This window comes from Rhizobium glycinendophyticum (genome assembly GCF_006443685.1).
GTDB classification, from domain to species: Bacteria; Pseudomonadota; Alphaproteobacteria; order Rhizobiales; family Rhizobiaceae; genus Allorhizobium; species Allorhizobium glycinendophyticum.
In genome coordinates, this window is the sequence record NZ_VFYP01000005.1 from 86,254 (window position 1) to 102,800 (window position 16,547).

Here is a 16,547-nt window from a genome sequence, read left to right on the forward strand (position 1 = left end):
GCTTGGGAGATCAGCGGGTAAAGCTCTGGGCGTTGCCGGCATCCACATTGATGATGTTGCCGGTCGACTTGGCCGACATATCGGACGCCAGGAAGTAGATCGCCTCTGCAATATCTTCCGGGAAGACATTCAACTTCAGCATCGAACGCTTGCGGTAATGCTCTTCGAGATCGTCTACCTCGATCTTCGAAGAGGCCGCGCGCTGTTCGCGCCACTCGCCGTTCCAGATCTTCGATCCGCGCAGGACCGCATCCGGATTGACCGTGTTGACGCGGATGCCTTCGTCCGCCCCTTCAAGCGCCAGGCAGCGGGCGAGATGGATCTCGGCAGCCTTGGCCGTGCAATAGGCCGATGCGTTCGGCGAAGACGCGAGACCGTTCTTCGAGGCAACAAAGACGACGTTTCCACCAAGCTTCTGTCTGCGGAACAGCCGGAAGGCTTCGCGAGACACGAGGAAATAACCCGTCGCGAGAATGCTGATATTCTTGTCCCACATGGCAAGCGTCGTTTCTTCGACCGGAGCCGAGGACGCAATGCCGGCATTTGATACCAAAATATCGACCCCGCCGAATTCGACGCAAGCCTCGGCGAATGCCTTGATCACGGCATCTTCCCGCGTCACGTCGAGCTGGCAAGAGCGCACGACGTCACCGCCATGCCGCTTGCCAAAATCACCCATAGTTTGTTCGAGCGCGTTCGCGTCAATGTCCGCCAGCACCACGCAGGCACCTTCGGCGAGCAGTCGCTCGGCCGTTGCCCGGCCAATGCCGCCCGCACCACCGGTGACAAAGGCGACGCGCCCCGCCAGGCTCTTCGGCTTCGGCATGCGCTGCAGTTTGGCCTCTTCGAGCAGCCAGTATTCGATATCAAAGGCTTCCTGCTCCGGAAGCCCCTGATATTCGGAAACCGTCGAGGCGCCACGCATGACGTTGATCGCGTTGACGTAGAACTCACCCGCGATGCGCGCCGTGGCCTTGTCCTTGGCAAAGGAAAGCATACCGACGCCCGGCACCAGGAAGATCACCGGATTGGGATCGCGGATCTTGGGCGAGTTATCGTGTTTGCAGCTTTCGTAATAACGGGTGTAGTCGGCTCGATAGGCTTCGAGCGCCCCATCCAGCCCAGCGAGCACAGCATCGACATCCGGGTTTGCCGGATCGAAATCGACGATCAACGGACGGATCTTTGTGCGCAGGAAGTGATCTGGGCAGGACGTGCCGAGCGCGCCGAGCGAGTGCAGGTTCTTCGAATTGACGAATTCGAGCACGGCATCCTGGTCATCGAAATGGCCGAGCTTGCGCTCCGCCTTACCGATCCGGCCGCGAATCTCCGGCATCAGCCGCGCAACGATGGCGCGCCGCTCGTCCGCCGGCAGGCTCTGAGCCACAGCGCCGCCGAAGATCGTCTTGCCCGCCGTTTCCTTGGCGAACCAGGAAATCGCCCTGTTGATGATCTCGAGCGTAAGCAGATAGCAGTCCTTGGCATCGTTGGCCCAAGTGAAAAGGCCATGGCTTTCGAGAACGACGCCCTTGGCCGCCGGGTTGGCCTTCACGAAAGCCTCGAGGTCGAGGCCGAGCTGGAAACCCGGACGGCGCCAGGGCAGCCAGCCGATTTCAGAGCCAAAGATCGTCTGCGTCAGTTCTCGTGAATTCTTCGCAGCCGCAATCGCGATGATCGCATCCGGATGCATGTGGTCGACATGCGCAAACGGCACGAAGCCGTGCAAGGGCGTATCGATTGAGGCGGCACGCGGATTGAGGTTGAAGGTGCAATGCGGCAGGAAGCCGACCATGCGGTCTTCGTCTTCGACGCCCTTGTAGATGCCCTTTAAAGCGTCCAGCTTGTGCTGGTAGAGCGTCGCGAAACCGTCGAGCTTGATCGTACCGACGTCGCCGCCGGACCCCTTCACCCACAGCACCTTGATCTGCTCGCCCGTAAGCGGATCGGTTTCCATCACCTTGGCAGACGTATTGCCGCCGCCGTAATTGGTGATGCGCTTGTCGGCACCGAGCAGGTTCGACCGGTAGAGCAGCTTGCCCGGTTCATCGAGCTTCGCAGCATAAGCATCGTCCCAACGGCTTTCGAGAAGGCTGGTTTGGCCCGACATGACATCCTCCCTGGTATTGATTCACGGGCAGCACTCAACGACCCGTCTCCTTGTTGAAGGCAGATATCGCGCAGCCGCCCGCCGATTGTCAATCAATTTCGATCATTTCTTTTCATTGTGCGGTGCAATATTATTATTTTTGATCGTTTCTGATTGACAGCGTAAAAACATTGCGAATAAATCACCGTCAGGAGGACACCATGCACGAACGCGAACGCCATCGCATTATTCTGAGCGCGATCCAGGAGAAGCCTGTGATCACGGTGCAGGATATTGCCGAGCTGACCGAGGCTTCTGAAGCCACGATCCGCCGCGACATCGCGTCTCTTCACGTGCAGGGAAAGCTCAGGCGTGTGCGGGGCGGGGCTGAGGCCGTTCACCCGCCGCAGCTCGGAAACCTCGCTGCCCGACCATTCCGCGTGTCCGAATCAGTCAACATCGACAAGAAACGCGCAATTGCGCGCGCTGCCGTCGATCTCTGCGAAGAAGGCGACTCCATCATCATCAATGGTGGCACCACGACATTTCAGATGGTGCATTTCATGTCAGCCCGCCGCCTGCAGGTGATGACCAATTCCTTCGCCATCGCCGAGCATCTAGTGAAGCATTCGAAGTGCACGGTATCGGTTCCCGGCGGCGCGATTTACCGCGACCAGAGCCTGATCCTGTCACCCTTCGAGAATGACGCGATCCGCAATTTCTACGCCCGCCGCATCTTCATCGGCGCGCAGGGGATCAATGCGCTCGGCGTGATGGAATCGGATGCGCTCGTCATCCAGAGTGAGCAGAAGCTGGTGCGTCAGGCCGAAGAGCTCATCGTCATGGTGGACTCCAGCAAGTTCGCCAAGCGCTCAAGCCTAATCCTGTGCGCGCTCGACAAGGTCTCGACGATCATCACCGACGACAGAATTTCCGACGAGGCGGCCGCCATGGTCACCGACGCCGGCGTAAAGCTCATGACCGTAAAGCCGCTGGCTTCTGCGGAGAGGGAGGATACCTCATCGGTCGCCTGAAGGCGTTCGGGAGGGAGGAATAGACAGTTCATCAACCTGGGAGGATAAAATGAAACTGACGAAACTACTGCTCGCTAGCGCCGCCATCGCGCTTGCCACCATGGGCTCTGCCGCGCAGGCCGCCGACATGAAGATCGCGCTGGTCGTCAAGTCGCTCGGCATCGGCTTCTTCGAAGCTGCCAACAAGGGTGCGCAGGAAGCGGCCAAGGAACTCGGCGGCGTCGAAGTGATCTACACCGGCCCGACCTCGACCACGGCCGAAGGCCAGATCGAAGTGATCAACTCGCTGATCGCACAGGGCGTCGACGCCATCGCGATCTCCGCAAACGATCCGGACGCAGTCGTCCCGGCCCTCAAGAAGGCCATGGACCGCGGCATCAAGGTCATCTCGTGGGATTCGGGCGTCGCCCCGGAAGGTCGCATCATGCACCTGAACCCCTCGTCGAACGCGCTGATCGGCAAGATGTGCCTGCAGCTTGCCGCCAACCATCTGCCGGACGGAAAGGGTGACTTCGCCATCCTCTCGGCCACCACCACCTCGACCAACCAGAACATCTGGATCGAGGAAATGAAGAAGCAGTTGAAGGACTTCCCTGGCCTCAACCTGGTTACGACAGTCTATGGGGATGACCTGGCGGACAAGAGCTACCGTGAAGCCAACGGCCTCCTGACCTCGCAGACGAACGTCAAGGTCATCGTTGCTCCGACCACCGTCGGCGTTCTCGCCGCTTCGCAGGCCGTCAAGGATGCCGGCAAGATCGGCGACGTTTACGTCACCGGCCTTGGCCTCCCCTCTGAAATGGCAGGTGCCATCCAGTCGGGTGCGACGAAGGAATTCGCCATCTGGAACCCCATCGACCTTGGTTACTCGGCAACTCAGATCGCCTATCGCCTGGTCAAGGGCGAAACCGATGCGGCGCCCGGCTCTGAAATCGACGCCGGCCGCATGGGCAAGATCAAGGTTGGTGACGGTGGTGAAGCCGCAATGGCCGATCCCTTCGTCTACGACAAGTCGAACATCGAAGAGTTCTCCAAGATCTTCTGATCTCGGACAACTCACCCCGGCGGCACGAGCCGCCGGGGACTTCACTTCATTTCGGTAAGCACATGATGACCGTTCAAGCCAGCACGCTCGCCGCGGGCGCAAGACCCGTCGGCACGCCTCTTCTTGAGATGCGCGGCATCTCGCAAATCTTTCCGGGCGTGAAAGCGCTCGACAAGGTCGACATTGCCCTCTACCCGGGCAAGGTGACCGCGCTGATCGGCGAGAACGGCGCCGGCAAGTCGACGCTGGTCAAGATCCTGACGGGCATCTATCGGCCGAACGAAGGCGAAATCCTGATCGACGGCAAAACCACCACCTTTGCCGATGCCCAGGATGCCATTGATGCGGGCGTAACGGCAATCCATCAGGAAACCGTCCTGTTCGACGAACTGACGGTTGGCGAAAACATCTTTCTCGGCCACGCGCCACGCACGCGTTTCGGCCTGATCGACTGGCGCCAGATCAACGAGCGGTCGCGCGCGCTGATGAAAGCGCTCGAAAGCGACATGGACCCGACGACGAAGCTCAAGGACTTCTCGATCGCGCAGCGCCACCTCGTCGCCATCGCCCGCGCGCTCTCCGTCGACGCCCGGATCGTCATCATGGACGAACCGACGGCGGCCCTTTCACGCAAGGAGATCGACGATCTCTTCCGCATCGTCGAGGGCCTGAAGCGCCAAGGCAAGGCGATCCTTTTCATCAGCCACAAGTTCGACGAACTTTACGAAATCGCCGACAATTACGCCGTCTTCCGCGATGGCCGCATGGTCGGCTCCGGCATCCTCAAGGACACGCCACAGGATGAGATTGTCCGCCAGATGGTGGGCCGCGACGTCCACGACATTTTCCCGAAAACCGAAGTAGCGATTGGTGGGTCCGTGCTCAAAGTCAGTGGCTATAGCCACGCGACAGAATTCCGCGACATCTCCTTCGACCTGCGCAAGGGAGAAATCCTCGGCATATACGGGCTGATCGGTGCCGGACGCTCGGAACTCTGCCAGTCGCTGTTCGGCATTACGCGCCCCGCTTCGGGAACTGTCCAACTGGATGGCCGCGAAATCCGGATCGCCACGCCGGCGGACGCCATCACTGCGGGCATCGTCTATGTCCCGGAAGAACGTGGTCGGCACGGTTTGGCGCTCGATCTGCCAATCTATCAGAACATGTCCCTGCCCTCGCTGGTGCGCACCTCCGTTTCCGGCTTCCTCAAGGCTGCCAATGAGTTGAAGCTTGCCCGCCGCTATGCCGAGCGGCTCGACCTGCGCGCGGCAGCTTTGTCCGTGCCTGTCGGCACGCTCTCGGGCGGCAATCAGCAGAAGGTTGTCATCGGCAAGTGGCTGGCCACAGCCCCGAAGGTCATCATCCTCGATGAACCCACCAAGGGCATCGACATTGGCTCGAAGGCAGCCGTCCACGCCTTCATTTCCGAACTCGCCTCCGAAGGTCTGTCGATCATCATGATCTCCTCCGAACTTCCCGAGATCCTCGGCATGTCCGACCGGGTCATGGTCATGCGCGAGGGACTGCAGGCGGGCATCTTTGATCGCGACGGGCTGACGGCCGAGACGCTGGTCCGCGCCGCAACCGGCAACGCGTAAGGAATGACCATGCAGAACCTGCTCAAGAACCGCGAAATGTTGCTGGCCCTGATCATCATCGGCATGATCCTCGCCTTCACCTCGCGCGCGCCCAATTTCGCCTCGCCCAGCAATCTCGCGACCATTTTCAACGACACCTCGATCCTGATCATTCTGGCGCTTGGCCAGATGGTGGTCATCCTGACCAAGTCGATCGATCTGTCCGTCGCAGCCAACCTCGCCTTCACCGGCATGGCTGTCGCAATGCTCGACAGCACCTATCCCGGCCTGCCGCTCGCCCTCCTCGTTCTTCTCGCCATCGGCATCGGCGGGGCGCTGGGCGCGATCAACGGTTTTCTCGTATGGGCACTGCGTATTCCGCCGATCGTCGTCACTCTCGGCACGCTCACCATCTATCGCGGCATGAGCTTCGTCCTGTCCGGTGGCGCCTGGGTGAATGCCCACCAGATGCAGCCTGATTTCCTCGGCGTACCGCGCCTGCCTGTCCTCGGCCTGCCAATCCTCTCCTGGACAGCGTTAGCCGTCGTCATACTCGTTGGCTTCATCCTCGCTCGCACACCCTTCGGACGGTCGACCTATGCCGCCGGCGGCAACCCGGTCGCAGCCGTCTATGCCGGCATCGATGTCGGCCGCGCCCGCTTCCTCTCGTTCGTTCTCTCCGGCGCTCTGGCTGGTCTCTCGGGTTACCTCTGGGTCTCGCGCTATGCGGTCGCCTATGTCGACATCGCGGCCGGCTTCGAACTTGATAGTGTGGCGGCCTGCGTGATCGGTGGCATCTCGATCGCAGGCGGGATCGGCACGGTCATAGGCACCGTACTCGGCGCCCTCTTCCTTGGGGTGATCAAGAACGCCCTGCCGGTCATCGGTATCTCGCCCTTCGCCCAGATGGCCATCTCCGGCATCGTCATCGTGCTCGCCGTTGTCTTCAACGCCCGTGCCGAGCGCAAGAAGGGTCGCATCATCCTGCGTGACCGCGCAGCCAAGACGGAGGTGACGGCATGAGCACGTCGTCCAAGCAAACACACGAAACCCGCGTCATTCCCGATCGTCTCGAAACGCCATTCCGTCGACTTCTTGGAAGCTGGGAAGTGCTGCTCTTTGGCGTAGCGGTCATCATCTTCATCGCGAATTCGCTGGCCTCACCCTACTTTCTCAACGCTTGGAACCTGTCGGACGCGACCTTCAACTTCACCGAAAAGGCCCTGATCGCCTTTGCCATGGCTCTTCTGATCATTGCCGGTGAAATTGATCTTTCCGTCGCCGCCATTATTGCACTTGCCTCGACCGCCATGGGCTATGCCGTGCAGATGGGTGTGGGCACGCCAAGCCTGGTGGCGATCGGCATCACGGTGGGCCTCGCCTGCGGCGCCTTCAACGGCCTGCTCGTTGCAGGGCTGAAGCTCCCCTCCATCGTCGTCACCATCGGCACGATGAGCCTGTTTCGGGGCATTTCTTACATTGTGCTGGGCGACCAGGCTTTCGGCAAGTATCCGGCGGATTTCTCGTATTTCGGCCAGGGCTATGTCGTCTGGGTCTTCTCCTTCGAATTTGTCCTCTTCCTGGTCATGGCCGCCGTCTTCGGCATTCTCCTTCACCGAACCAATTTCGGCCGCCATGTCTATGTCATCGGCACGAACCCGCTCGCCGCCCGCTTCTCCGGCATACCTGTCGAACGGGTGAAGTTCATCCTCTTTGTGTCGACAGGCTTGATGAGCGGCATCGCCGCTGTCTGCCTGACCTCGCGTCTCGGCTCCACACGCCCGTCGATCGCGCAAGGCTTCGAGCTCGAAGTCGTGACCATGGTCGTGCTCGGCGGCGTCTCGATCCTCGGTGGATCAGGCACCATTGCAGGCGTCGTCATTGCCGCCTTCGTCATGGGCCTCGTCACATTCGGTCTCGGCCTGCTCAATGTGCCCGGCATCGTCATGTCGATCTTCATCGGCCTGCTGCTGATCATCACCATCGCACTGCCGATCGTCGCCCGTCGCCTTCGCCAAGCGAGGAATGCTGCATGACCACCGAACGTTACGCCTTTAAGATGAAGCTCAATCCCGGCATGGAAGCCGAGTATCGCAAGCGCCATGACGAGATTTGGCCGGAGCTCGTAGCCCTTCTGCATGACGCAGGCATCAGCGACTATTCCATCCATCTCGATCCGGAAACGAACATCCTCTTCGGCGTGTTGTCGAGACCACGGGACCACAAGATGGCCGACCTGCCGAACCATCCCGTGATGAAGCGTTGGTGGGCTCATATGGCCGACATCATGCAGTCCAATCCCGATAACTCACCAGTTGCGGTCGACCTGGTTCCTGTCTTCCATCTGCCATGAGCACGCTTCCCTTCCAGCGCATCGCGGTCATCGATATCGGCAAGACCAATGCGAAACTCGTCGTGATCGACGCCTCGACCGGCCGCGAAATCGCCGTCCGCAAGACCGCCAATGTGGTCCTGCCAGGCCCTCCCTATACCCATTTCGACATCGACAGCCTCTGGGCCTTTATCATCGCCACCTTGACGGAATTCGCAGCCCATCCCGGCTTCGACGCTCTGTCCATCACCACCCACGGCGCCTCCGGTGTTCTGCTCGACAAGGACGGCGAACTCGCCCTTCCCGTTCTCGACTATGAGCATCTTTATCCGCAGGACATTCAGGCCGCCTATGCCGAACTTCGCCCGGACTTCGCTCAAACCTCGTCCCCCCTGCTCTCCGGCGGCCTCAATTGGGGCGCACAGCTGCATTTCCAGAAAGAGCAGTTCCCGCAAGCCTTCGCCCGCGTCGCAACGATCCTAACCTACCCACAATACTGGGCCTACCGACTGACCGGTATCGCGGCCAACGAGGCGACGTCGCTCGGCTGCCACACCGATCTCTGGCTACCCTTCGATGGGACTTATTCACCGCTGGTCGACCGGCTGGATGTCCGCTCTCTGATGGCACCCCTTCGCTCCGCCTTCGATGCGCTCGGCCCGATGCGCCCTGAGATTGCTAAAGAACTCGGGTTATCCAAACTTGTGCCCATCTATTGCGGCATTCATGATTCCAACGCCTCGCTGCTGCCGCATCTGATCGGCTTCGGCACACCCTGCACAGTGGTCTCGACCGGAACCTGGGTGATCAGCTTCGCCGTCGGCGCGAGGCCAGCACATCTCGATGCAGCACGTGACACCCTCGTCAATGTCGACGCCAACGGCAGCCCCGTTCCCTCTGCCCGTTTCATGGGAGGGCGCGAATGGGATTTGATGACGCACGACCTCCCATCGACTACCCAGGACGAAGAGGGGGCGGCCCTGAGGTCGGTGCTCGATAAAGACCTGATGGTGCTGCCGAGCGTCGTCGAAGGCACGGGACCTTTCCCCGCTCGCACCGCATGCTGGACAAAACAGCCGGCATCACCCGCTGAGCACCGTGTAGCGGCTAGCCTTTATGAAGCGCTGATGACACTGACTTGCCTGGATCTCATCGCCTCCGACGGGCCGATCGTCGTGGAGGGTCCCTTTGCTGGCAATTGGCTTTATCTGGCGGCACTCCACACGCTGGCTGAGCGCGCCGTGCACGCCTCTGAGGCGACCACCGGAACCGCGATCGGCGCCGCCTTGCTGACGGGGATCCGCTTGGAGGTGCCCATGCATGAGGTCAGGGACACGATTGAGGGCCTGCAGGCTTATGCGGATCATTGGCGACGCCTAACGCAGACAGCGTAAGAACCCCAAAGTTTGAATCACACTCGGCCGCCCTGCCCCAAACGTGAACGGGCCACGTTTTCGGTTATGGAACAAAAACGCACCCCTCACTGTTGCGCCCCAAGTTATGGGAACAAAGCGGAGCGGACATGCTGGGCGCGACAAGGCCATACACAAATGACGTAGGCGAAATCCTGTCGACATCTGACTTGAGACGCAGCACCTCACCCCGTCTGCGGTCGAGCGAAGTCCGGTCGACACCGCGGCGGGTTTCGTGATGGACCTAGACATCTATTGCGGTCCTCCGCCCCTGCCGGACAACCTGATGCGCCAGTGGAATTTCGACCCCGTCCTTCTGAGCGTGCTGGCAGCCGGCTTTTTTATCCTCCTGATGACGAGCGAGAAATCTAGAGAGCGCAATGCTGCAATCGCGGCGCTCGTGGTGGCCCTGCTCGCCTTCGTTTCCCCGCTCTGTTCGCTGGCTTCGGCGCTTTTTTCCGTGCGGGTCCTGCATCATATCCTCTTGGTCGCGGTCATGGCGCCGCTCATCATTCTTGCTTTGCCTCGAGGAAGACGCGGATCAACATTGCTCCCGGCCCAATTGTCCTTTCTGGCGCATACAGGGTTGATGTGGCTATGGCATGCCCCCGCCCCGTATCTCTTTGCGCTCAGCTCACCCGCCGCCTACTGGCTCATGGAACTGTCCTTGATCGGCTCCGCTATCTGGCTCTGGAGCGACATACTTGCGCCCGGACGGACGGTTGGCGCAGCCCTTGCCTTGCTGCTCGGAACGACGCTGCAGATGGGCATGCTGGGCGCATTATTGACGTTCGCTCGCAACCCGCTCTTTATCGCACATCTGGGGACGACGCAGCCCTATGGCATGCTGCCGCTTGCAGACCAGCAGCTCTCCGGCCTCCTGATGTGGGTTCTGGCCGCCTTCCCCTATCTTTTCGTCGCTCTGCGCGTGCTCTCCCGCCTTTTCACACCGCAAGATTCTGAGCGGCGGGCGGTGCGTTCATGATTGTCATTCTAAAATTCCTGCACATCGCCGCAATTTCGATCTGGACCGCAGGCCTGATAAGCCTGCCGAGCCTCTACGTCCAGCGGGCGCATGTGAAGAGTAACGATTCACTCTACCGCATGCAGCGCATGGTCCGCTTTGCCTATGTCGCCATCATTTCGCCGGCAGCCTTCATCGCCGTCTCGAGCGGCATCGCTCTCAGCTTCCTGCGTGAAGTCTTTGCGCCCTGGTTTTCGTGGAAGCTCGGCTTCGTAGCCCTGCTCGCGATGTTCCACGTATTTTCCGGGCTCGTGATCATCCGCCTGTTCCGGGAAGGCGAGATCTATCCGCCCTGGCGTTTCCTGCTGGCGACCGCCAGTTGTTGCGCTGTGGTCACCGCCATTCTTTTCCTCGTTCTCGCCAAGGAAGCGCCCGGCTTCTCCCTTCCGCGCATTCTGGGCGAACCAGGCGGCCTGAAGCGTTTGCTGGACCCGATCAATCCTTGGGCGACACCATGAGGCCGATACCGTGATCGAAGATCAGCTTCCCCCCATGCCAGCCCGCAACACCAGTGAGGATGCTTGCAAGCACCGACAGCAGCATGCCGTGTGGCAGGACCGCAAAAGGGTCGAGCAGACGGAGGCCCCAGTTTGCGCCGGCGACCGAAATCAGCGTGACGGCGGCAATGGCATGCGCCCAGCTGGCGACGCGGGCTCGGATGCCGGGAACGAGTATCAGCTCGGCCGTACCGACGATGCCGGCAGCAATGCCCGCAAAAAACGCCGTGCCGGAGGTCCACAGCCCCACCCGCAGCCAGAACGTATCGGCGGTGAACCAGTAGAAGACATCGACCACCAGGGTCCCGAAAACCAGCGCAATGGGAAAGTGCACGCTCATGGCGTGGAGGGGATGGCCCGCAACGGCGATCGCCGAGGTCTTGTCCTTCGCTTCCAGCTTTTCAATGACCGGATTCTGGCGGCTGCTCGTGTCTGCGTCACTCATGGAACATCTCCGTTTCAGACGAGAAAGCGTCGCGGCGCTCTATGGTTCCCTCGCAGCACAATCGGGCTTTATCTGCCATTGGCGTTGGGTGGCTGTTCCGGAGACCTTTCGGCGCTCGATCCTGCGGGCCCCTATTCCAGTGCGATTGCCAATCTCTGGTGGGTCATGCTGGGGGGAGCGACGCTCATCTTTGCGCTGGTTATCACCCTTTTCCTGCTCGTGATCTATCGCCCCGGCTTCGGCAGCAGGCTGTCTCCGAGACGCTGGATGATCCTCGGAGGGCTTGCCCTGCCCATTCCTGTGCTGCTGGCTCTGATGGCCTACGGCATGGCAAAAGGGGAGTTCCTGCTGGGCGCCTGGCAAAACGAGCCGGTCGGCGCACGCATCGAGGCTCGTGGCAGCATGTGGCAATGGGACTTCCGCTATCCGGACATGGCCGCAGCACCAGGCAGTAGCGGCACCTTGCATATTCCGGCCGGTGTCGTTGTCGAACTGAGCGTCACCAGCACGGATGTGATCCACAGTTTCTGGATCCCGCGTCTCGCCGGCAAAATCGACGCAATACCGGGTCATGCGACGCGGCTGCGGATCAAGGCGGACACTCCCGGGCGCTATGGCGGCATATGCGCCGAATACTGCGGCACCGGCCACACCGGCATGCGGTTTGATGTCGAGGCTCACCCCCAGGAAAGTTATCGGCAGCGCCTGACAGAGCTGACCATGACGACGGCAGAGGCGGAAGAATGAGCGAGACACCTTACGAAACAGGCCAAGCGCCGGCCCACTCGCCGATCCAGCTGCATCACCAACTGGATGCCGTCTGGGGATCGGGAAAAGGATTGAGGCGGTTCTCCGCCGTCAACCACAACGTCGTCGGCCGACGCTTCATGGTGACCGCGCTCGTGTTCTTCTCCATTGGCGGCGTCCTCGCCATGCTGATCCGCACGCAGCTTGCCTCCAGCAACAGCGCCTTCCTCGACGCGGAGCAATACGCCCAGGTGTTCACGATGCATGGCGTGATCATGATGTTCCTGTTCGCCATCCCCTTCTTCGAGGGACTGGCAATCTACCTGCTTCCCAAGATGCTAGGTGCTCGCGATCTCGCATTCCCGCGCATGTCGGCTTACGGATACTGGTGTTACTTCTTTGGCGGTTCGTTCCTGATCACAGCTCTCGTCTTCGGCATCGCGCCCGACGGCGGCTGGTTCATGTATACGCCCCTCTCCTCGAAGCCTTATTCGCCGGGGATCAATGCCGACGTCTGGTTGCTCGGCATTACCTTTGTCGAGATATCAGCGCTGTCGGCTGCAATCGAGTTGATGGTGACGATCCTCAAGCTGAGGGCGCCTGGCATGTCGCTCACCCGAATGCCGATCTTTGCCTGGTACATGCTGGTCGTAGCCGCCATGATGCTGATCGGCTTTCCGCCACTGATCCTCGGCTCCATTCTGCTGGAAGTGGAACGAGCCTTCGACCTTCCCTTTTTTGACCCGATACGCGGCGGCGACCCACTGCTCTGGCAGCACCTCTTCTGGCTCTTCGGCCATCCGGAGGTCTACATCATCTTCCTGCCGGCGGCAGGCGCGCTCTCTACCATCATCCCGGTCCTCTCCCGCCGCACGCTGGAAGGCTACAACCTAATCGTGGCGGCCATCGTCGCCATGGCCTTCCTCTCCTTCGGCCTCTGGGTCCACCACATGTACACCGTTGGCATACCCCATGTGGCGCTGTCCTTCTTCTCCGCCGCAAGCGCGCTCGTCGCGATCCCGACCGGCATCCAGATCTTCGCCTGGCTGGCGACAATGGCACATGGGCGACCTCGGCTCTCGATCCCCATGCTGCATGTGTTTGGCTTCTTCTTCGTCTTCGTGCTCGGCGGCCTGACCGGGGTCATGCTCGCCATGGTTCCCTTCGACTGGCAAGCCCATGACAGCCACTTCGTCGTCGCCCATCTGCACTATGTTTTGGTCGGTGGATTCGTCTTTCCGATGATGGCCGCCGCCTACTACTGGCTTCCTCACATCACCGGCCGCCAGCCGGTCCAGCATTTATCGAAGCCCGCATTCTGGCTGGTCTTCATCGGCTTCAACACCACCTTCTTCGCCATGCACCTGACGGGTCTCAGAGGCATGCCGCGCCGGGTATTCGAATACCCTCAGGAATCGGGATGGGAGGTCCTTAACTTCGTTTCCTCAATGGGCAGCTTCGTCATGACGATTGGCTTTGCGCTCGTCGCCCTCGATCTCATCCTCCTGATCCGCTTCGGTCGCCCCTTCCGTCGCGATCCCTGGCAGGCCGGGACACTCGAATGGGCAACGCCCACCCCGCCTCCGTCCTACACTTTCGGATCGCTGCCACGTCTCGAGCAGCGCGCAGACGGGCTGGAGCCGCAGAAACTGGGGCCCCGCCTTGCCGCCGGCCGCGGCTATCTCGGCTTCATGCGCAATGGCTGGATGGAAACCCTCGCCGTCGACATGGTGACAGGTGAGATCGATCACGTCGTGATCCTGCCCCGTCCAACCTACCTTCCATTCTGGACTGCAGTGGCGACGGCCCTCTTCTTTGCCAGTCTGCTCGCCAAACTCTACTGGCTGACGCCCGTCGCGGTTGTGCTCGTGGTCGGGCTCTTTCTCCGATGGACACCCTCCACCGGACTTAAGCAGGATATCCCGCAACTCGAAGTCGGCCTCGGCTCGAGCGCGCCACATCACCAGCAGGCAGCGCAGCCGCCATCCTGGTGGGGCGTGGTCTTTGTGCTTGCAGCCAATGCGACGCTCTACACCTCCCTGCTGTTCGGCGCTTTCTTCCTCTGGCTTTCGGCCCCCAATTGGCCGCCACCGGATATGGATTTCACCTTCACCGGCCGATCCGCGCTTGCCGCCGCCGGCCTGATGGTAACCGCGGTCGGCGCGCGTATCGCGACCGGTCAGGCGGGCGCCACCCCGCTCGGCCTTGCCTTAGCCCTGGGCGGATATCTGATTGCGTTGGTTGCAATGGCCACGATCCTGTTCGTGATTCCTGCACCACAGGCGCATGCCGCATCCGCCTCCGCCTTCGCCGTCGCAGTCTATGTCGGACTGCATGTCACGATCGGTGGACTCTTGGCTGCCTACGGTCTGTGGCGCTGGTATGCGGGTTACGTGTCGGAAAGCCGATCTCTCGATCTGCGCATTTGCAGGCTCTGGCATGACTATACAGCTATTGCAGGGCTAATCGGTCTGGCCTTCCCGTTTGCCCTGCAGAACCTGAGCCAGATGGGGGGCAACGGATGAAAGGACATCCCTTCGCCGGTCTCCTGGCCGGCTTTGTCATCTGGTCGGCAGCCTTCCTGCTGCTCTATGGCGTCCAGGCAACAGGTTGCAAGCTCGGTTGGCATGAAACGCCGCTCGGCCCGACCTCGCTGCTTCGAGGGACGTTATCGGGTATGGTGTTGACGACCTTCGCGCTGTTTTACCTTATGGAGAGGCACTGGCTAAAGCCAGCCACGGGCGCGCCGGAAGATGAAAGGCGGCGTCTCCTGCAAATCTCGCGGTTGGCTAACTTCACAGCGGCAGCAGCCACGCTGGTGACATTTGCGGGCATATTCTGGCTCACTCTATGCTGAGCGGCCAGACCGTCAGCCATCGAGTTGAGACTGCCTCAAAGAGCAACGATCAGAACGGCAAGGAAGGCAATGGATGCGCTCGTGGTTGCGATCGCCATGCACCGGCCACTCGCATCCATAAGACGCAGATGACGGGGGCTGCTGTTCTTCTTCACGATCGGCCGCGACATGATCTCTCCAGTCTGGAGCAGGTGAAAGTCCGCCCAGCTCCATCACCTCTCAGTCTTGTCATATTGGGCGACGGGTCAACATTCCCGAGTAAATCTATATGCTAAAGAAACGACTGAAGGGAAAACATTCGACCACCGCAGACGCTTTCGGCAAAACAATGCCTCGAAGCAGCTCGCAACTGTACCGGAAATGGCGCCCCTGCACTCGCATTTCCCCCTCTGACGTGACAAGACGAGGCACTGACCAACGGCGCGCGGGAGGCCCGCCCAGGAGCTTGAGCTTTGCTCGATACATGAAGATAAATCGGCCACGCAACTGCGATTCGAGGATCACACGGGCGCATGACCGGCAGACGGTTTGGGAGACATCATGACTACCACCCCTTCCACGACAAAGACGGTATCTATGTTCGGCGCCTTCACCGGTCCTGCCGTCATGCTTCTCGGCATGCTGCTCTTCGCGCTCAATGACGCCATGGGCAAGTGGCTAGTCGCAAGCTACGGTCTTGGCCAAGTGATCCTGATCCGCAGTGTCGCCGCACTTCTCGTTCTCGCGCCGTTTCTCTGGATGGCAGGACGGAAACCGATCGTGGAAGCGGAGCGCCCCTGGCTTCAGGTCGCGCGCGTGGTTCTTTCTACTCTAGAGCTTTTCTGCTTCTACTATGCGGTCATGTATCTGCCGCTCGCAGACGTCATGACCTACTGGCTGGCTGCCCCGATCTATGTTGCGGCGGCTGCCCCCTTCCTTCTCGGAGAGAAGGTTGGGTGGCGTCGCTGGACGGCGATCGCCGTCGGTTTCATCGGCGTCATCATCACACTCGAACCCTCGAGCGCCATGTTCACCGCGCCCGCGATCATCTCGATCATCGGCACCGCGGCCTTCGCCTTCATGATGCTGTCTGGCCGGAGCCTGCGCTCCACACCGGACAAGACACTGGTTCTGTTCCAGACAGGCGGGGCGGCAGTGGCCGGTCTGCTCTTCGCTCCACTTGACTGGACGCCCCTGACCTCGGTCACGGAGGTCCTCCTCCTAGGGCTGCTTGGCATCGTCGCCATGACCGCCCATATCCTCGTGAACCGGGCCCTGAAGATTTCTGACGCGGCGACGGTCGCCCCGTTGCAATACACGCTTCTTCTTTGGGCCGTCGTCTTCGGCTGGTGGTTCTTCGGTGAGGTCCCGCGGCTGACCATGGTGGTCGGAGCAGCCCTGATCGTCGGATCCGGACTCTTCATCTTCTTCCGCGAGCAGCAGTTGAAGAAGCGGGATCGGGTTCTTCCGGCAGTACCCGAATAACTGGGACTAGAAATGCCGAAGCCCGCA

The 16,547-nt window shown here is 60.7% G+C and carries 16 protein-coding genes; 13 read left to right on the forward strand and 3 right to left on the reverse strand.

Annotated features, from left to right (window positions below):
- Nucleotides 1-10: 10 nt before the first annotated feature.
- On the reverse strand, nt 11-2,107 hold the full coding sequence (locus FJQ55_RS20740) for a bifunctional rhamnulose-1-phosphate aldolase/short-chain dehydrogenase (protein ID WP_140831563.1): 2,097 nt from the start codon (nt 2,105-2,107) through the stop codon (nt 11-13).
- 200 nt (nt 2,108-2,307) lie between these two features.
- On the opposite strand from FJQ55_RS20740, the gene FJQ55_RS20745 reads away from it, so the two are divergent.
- From FJQ55_RS20745 to FJQ55_RS20785, 9 genes are all read left to right on the forward strand, one after another.
- On the forward strand, nt 2,308-3,120 hold the full coding sequence (locus FJQ55_RS20745) for a DeoR/GlpR family DNA-binding transcription regulator (protein ID WP_140831565.1): 813 nt from the start codon (nt 2,308-2,310) through the stop codon (nt 3,118-3,120).
- 49 nt (nt 3,121-3,169) lie between these two features.
- Nucleotides 3,170-4,165 (forward strand): rhamnose ABC transporter substrate-binding protein, encoded by a 996-nt coding sequence (rhaS, locus tag FJQ55_RS20750; RefSeq protein ID WP_140831567.1) that lies wholly within the window; start codon nt 3,170-3,172, stop codon nt 4,163-4,165.
- Between the two features lie 62 nt (nt 4,166-4,227).
- Entirely contained in the window at nt 4,228-5,763 is a 1,536-nt protein-coding gene (locus FJQ55_RS20755; RefSeq protein ID WP_140831569.1) for a sugar ABC transporter ATP-binding protein, read from the forward strand.
- Between the two features lie 9 nt (nt 5,764-5,772).
- Nucleotides 5,773-6,765 carry an ABC transporter permease gene (locus FJQ55_RS20760; RefSeq protein WP_140831572.1) on the forward strand — a complete coding sequence of 331 codons (993 nt, stop codon included), beginning with the start codon at nt 5,773-5,775 and terminating at the stop codon, nt 6,763-6,765.
- Nucleotides 6,762-7,778, forward strand: coding sequence for an ABC transporter permease (locus FJQ55_RS20765; protein ID WP_140831574.1), 1,017 nt, complete (start codon nt 6,762-6,764; stop codon nt 7,776-7,778). Before FJQ55_RS20760 ends, FJQ55_RS20765 begins: the two co-directional genes overlap by 4 nt.
- Complete coding sequence (gene rhaM, locus FJQ55_RS20770) at nt 7,775-8,095, forward strand: L-rhamnose mutarotase (protein WP_140831576.1); 321 nt, start codon at nt 7,775-7,777, stop codon at nt 8,093-8,095. Before FJQ55_RS20765 ends, rhaM begins: the two co-directional genes overlap by 4 nt.
- Nucleotides 8,092-9,468 carry an FGGY-family carbohydrate kinase gene (locus tag FJQ55_RS20775; RefSeq protein ID WP_140831578.1) on the forward strand — a complete coding sequence of 459 codons (1,377 nt, stop codon included), beginning with the start codon at nt 8,092-8,094 and terminating at the stop codon, nt 9,466-9,468. Before rhaM ends, FJQ55_RS20775 begins: the two co-directional genes overlap by 4 nt.
- 256 nt (nt 9,469-9,724) lie before the next feature.
- Entirely contained in the window at nt 9,725-10,471 is a 747-nt protein-coding gene (locus tag FJQ55_RS20780) for a cytochrome c oxidase assembly protein (protein ID WP_140831580.1), read from the forward strand.
- Nucleotides 10,468-10,968 (forward strand): CopD family protein, encoded by a 501-nt coding sequence (locus FJQ55_RS20785; RefSeq protein ID WP_140831582.1) that lies wholly within the window; start codon nt 10,468-10,470, stop codon nt 10,966-10,968. The genes FJQ55_RS20780 and FJQ55_RS20785 overlap by 4 nt, the downstream gene beginning before the upstream one ends.
- On the opposite strand, the gene FJQ55_RS20790 is transcribed toward FJQ55_RS20785, so the two are convergent.
- Nucleotides 10,946-11,452: a DUF2231 domain-containing protein gene (locus FJQ55_RS20790; protein WP_140831584.1), complete on the reverse strand. Its 507-nt coding sequence runs from the start codon at nt 11,450-11,452 to the stop codon at nt 10,946-10,948. The genes FJQ55_RS20785 and FJQ55_RS20790 overlap by 23 nt on opposite strands.
- An 84-nt stretch (nt 11,453-11,536) precedes the next feature.
- Here FJQ55_RS20790 and coxB point away from each other — a divergent pair, with 84 nt between their 5' ends.
- Genes coxB through FJQ55_RS20805 form a run of 3 tightly spaced genes read left to right on the forward strand, consistent with a single transcriptional unit; the run spans nt 11,537 to nt 15,056 of the window.
- Nucleotides 11,537-12,199, forward strand: a complete 663-nt coding sequence (coxB, locus tag FJQ55_RS20795) for a cytochrome c oxidase subunit II (protein WP_246085225.1) — start codon at nt 11,537-11,539, stop codon at nt 12,197-12,199.
- Nucleotides 12,196-14,724 (forward strand): cytochrome c oxidase subunit I, encoded by a 2,529-nt coding sequence (ctaD, locus tag FJQ55_RS20800; protein WP_140831589.1) that lies wholly within the window; start codon nt 12,196-12,198, stop codon nt 14,722-14,724. Before coxB ends, ctaD begins: the two co-directional genes overlap by 4 nt.
- Nucleotides 14,721-15,056, forward strand: a complete 336-nt coding sequence (locus tag FJQ55_RS20805) for a hypothetical protein (protein ID WP_140831591.1) — start codon at nt 14,721-14,723, stop codon at nt 15,054-15,056. Before ctaD ends, FJQ55_RS20805 begins: the two co-directional genes overlap by 4 nt.
- A gap of 35 nt (nt 15,057-15,091) precedes the next feature.
- On the opposite strand, the gene FJQ55_RS23895 is transcribed toward FJQ55_RS20805, so the two are convergent.
- A complete protein-coding gene (locus tag FJQ55_RS23895) occupies nt 15,092-15,226 on the reverse strand; it encodes a hypothetical protein (protein WP_281285518.1) in 135 nt (44 codons plus the stop codon).
- Between the two features lie 370 nt (nt 15,227-15,596).
- On the opposite strand from FJQ55_RS23895, the gene FJQ55_RS20810 reads away from it, so the two are divergent.
- Nucleotides 15,597-16,520 carry a DMT family transporter gene (locus tag FJQ55_RS20810; RefSeq protein ID WP_425467567.1) on the forward strand — a complete coding sequence of 308 codons (924 nt, stop codon included), beginning with the start codon at nt 15,597-15,599 and terminating at the stop codon, nt 16,518-16,520.
- Nucleotides 16,521-16,547 lie beyond the last annotated feature (27 nt).

Coding starts and splice junctions, on each gene's coding strand:
- FJQ55_RS20780 (WP_140831580.1), top strand. CDS start 9,725: ATGGACCTAGACATCTATTGCGGTCCTCCGCCCCTGCCGGACAACCTG.
- rhaM (WP_140831576.1), top strand. CDS start 7,775: ATGACCACCGAACGTTACGCCTTTAAGATGAAGCTCAATCCCGGCATG.
- FJQ55_RS20745 (WP_140831565.1), top strand. CDS start 2,308: ATGCACGAACGCGAACGCCATCGCATTATTCTGAGCGCGATCCAGGAG.
- FJQ55_RS20805 (WP_140831591.1), top strand. CDS start 14,721: ATGAAAGGACATCCCTTCGCCGGTCTCCTGGCCGGCTTTGTCATCTGG.
- FJQ55_RS20765 (WP_140831574.1), top strand. CDS start 6,762: ATGAGCACGTCGTCCAAGCAAACACACGAAACCCGCGTCATTCCCGAT.
- FJQ55_RS23895 (WP_281285518.1), bottom strand. CDS start 15,226: ATGTCGCGGCCGATCGTGAAGAAGAACAGCAGCCCCCGTCATCTGCGT.
- FJQ55_RS20785 (WP_140831582.1), top strand. CDS start 10,468: ATGATTGTCATTCTAAAATTCCTGCACATCGCCGCAATTTCGATCTGG.
- FJQ55_RS20810 (WP_425467567.1), top strand. CDS start 15,597: ATGACTACCACCCCTTCCACGACAAAGACGGTATCTATGTTCGGCGCC.
- ctaD (WP_140831589.1), top strand. CDS start 12,196: ATGAGCGAGACACCTTACGAAACAGGCCAAGCGCCGGCCCACTCGCCG.
- FJQ55_RS20740 (WP_140831563.1), bottom strand. CDS start 2,107: ATGTCGGGCCAAACCAGCCTTCTCGAAAGCCGTTGGGACGATGCTTAT.
- FJQ55_RS20790 (WP_140831584.1), bottom strand. CDS start 11,452: ATGAGTGACGCAGACACGAGCAGCCGCCAGAATCCGGTCATTGAAAAG.
- FJQ55_RS20775 (WP_140831578.1), top strand. CDS start 8,092: ATGAGCACGCTTCCCTTCCAGCGCATCGCGGTCATCGATATCGGCAAG.
- rhaS (WP_140831567.1), top strand. CDS start 3,170: ATGAAACTGACGAAACTACTGCTCGCTAGCGCCGCCATCGCGCTTGCC.
- FJQ55_RS20755 (WP_140831569.1), top strand. CDS start 4,228: ATGATGACCGTTCAAGCCAGCACGCTCGCCGCGGGCGCAAGACCCGTC.
- FJQ55_RS20760 (WP_140831572.1), top strand. CDS start 5,773: ATGCAGAACCTGCTCAAGAACCGCGAAATGTTGCTGGCCCTGATCATC.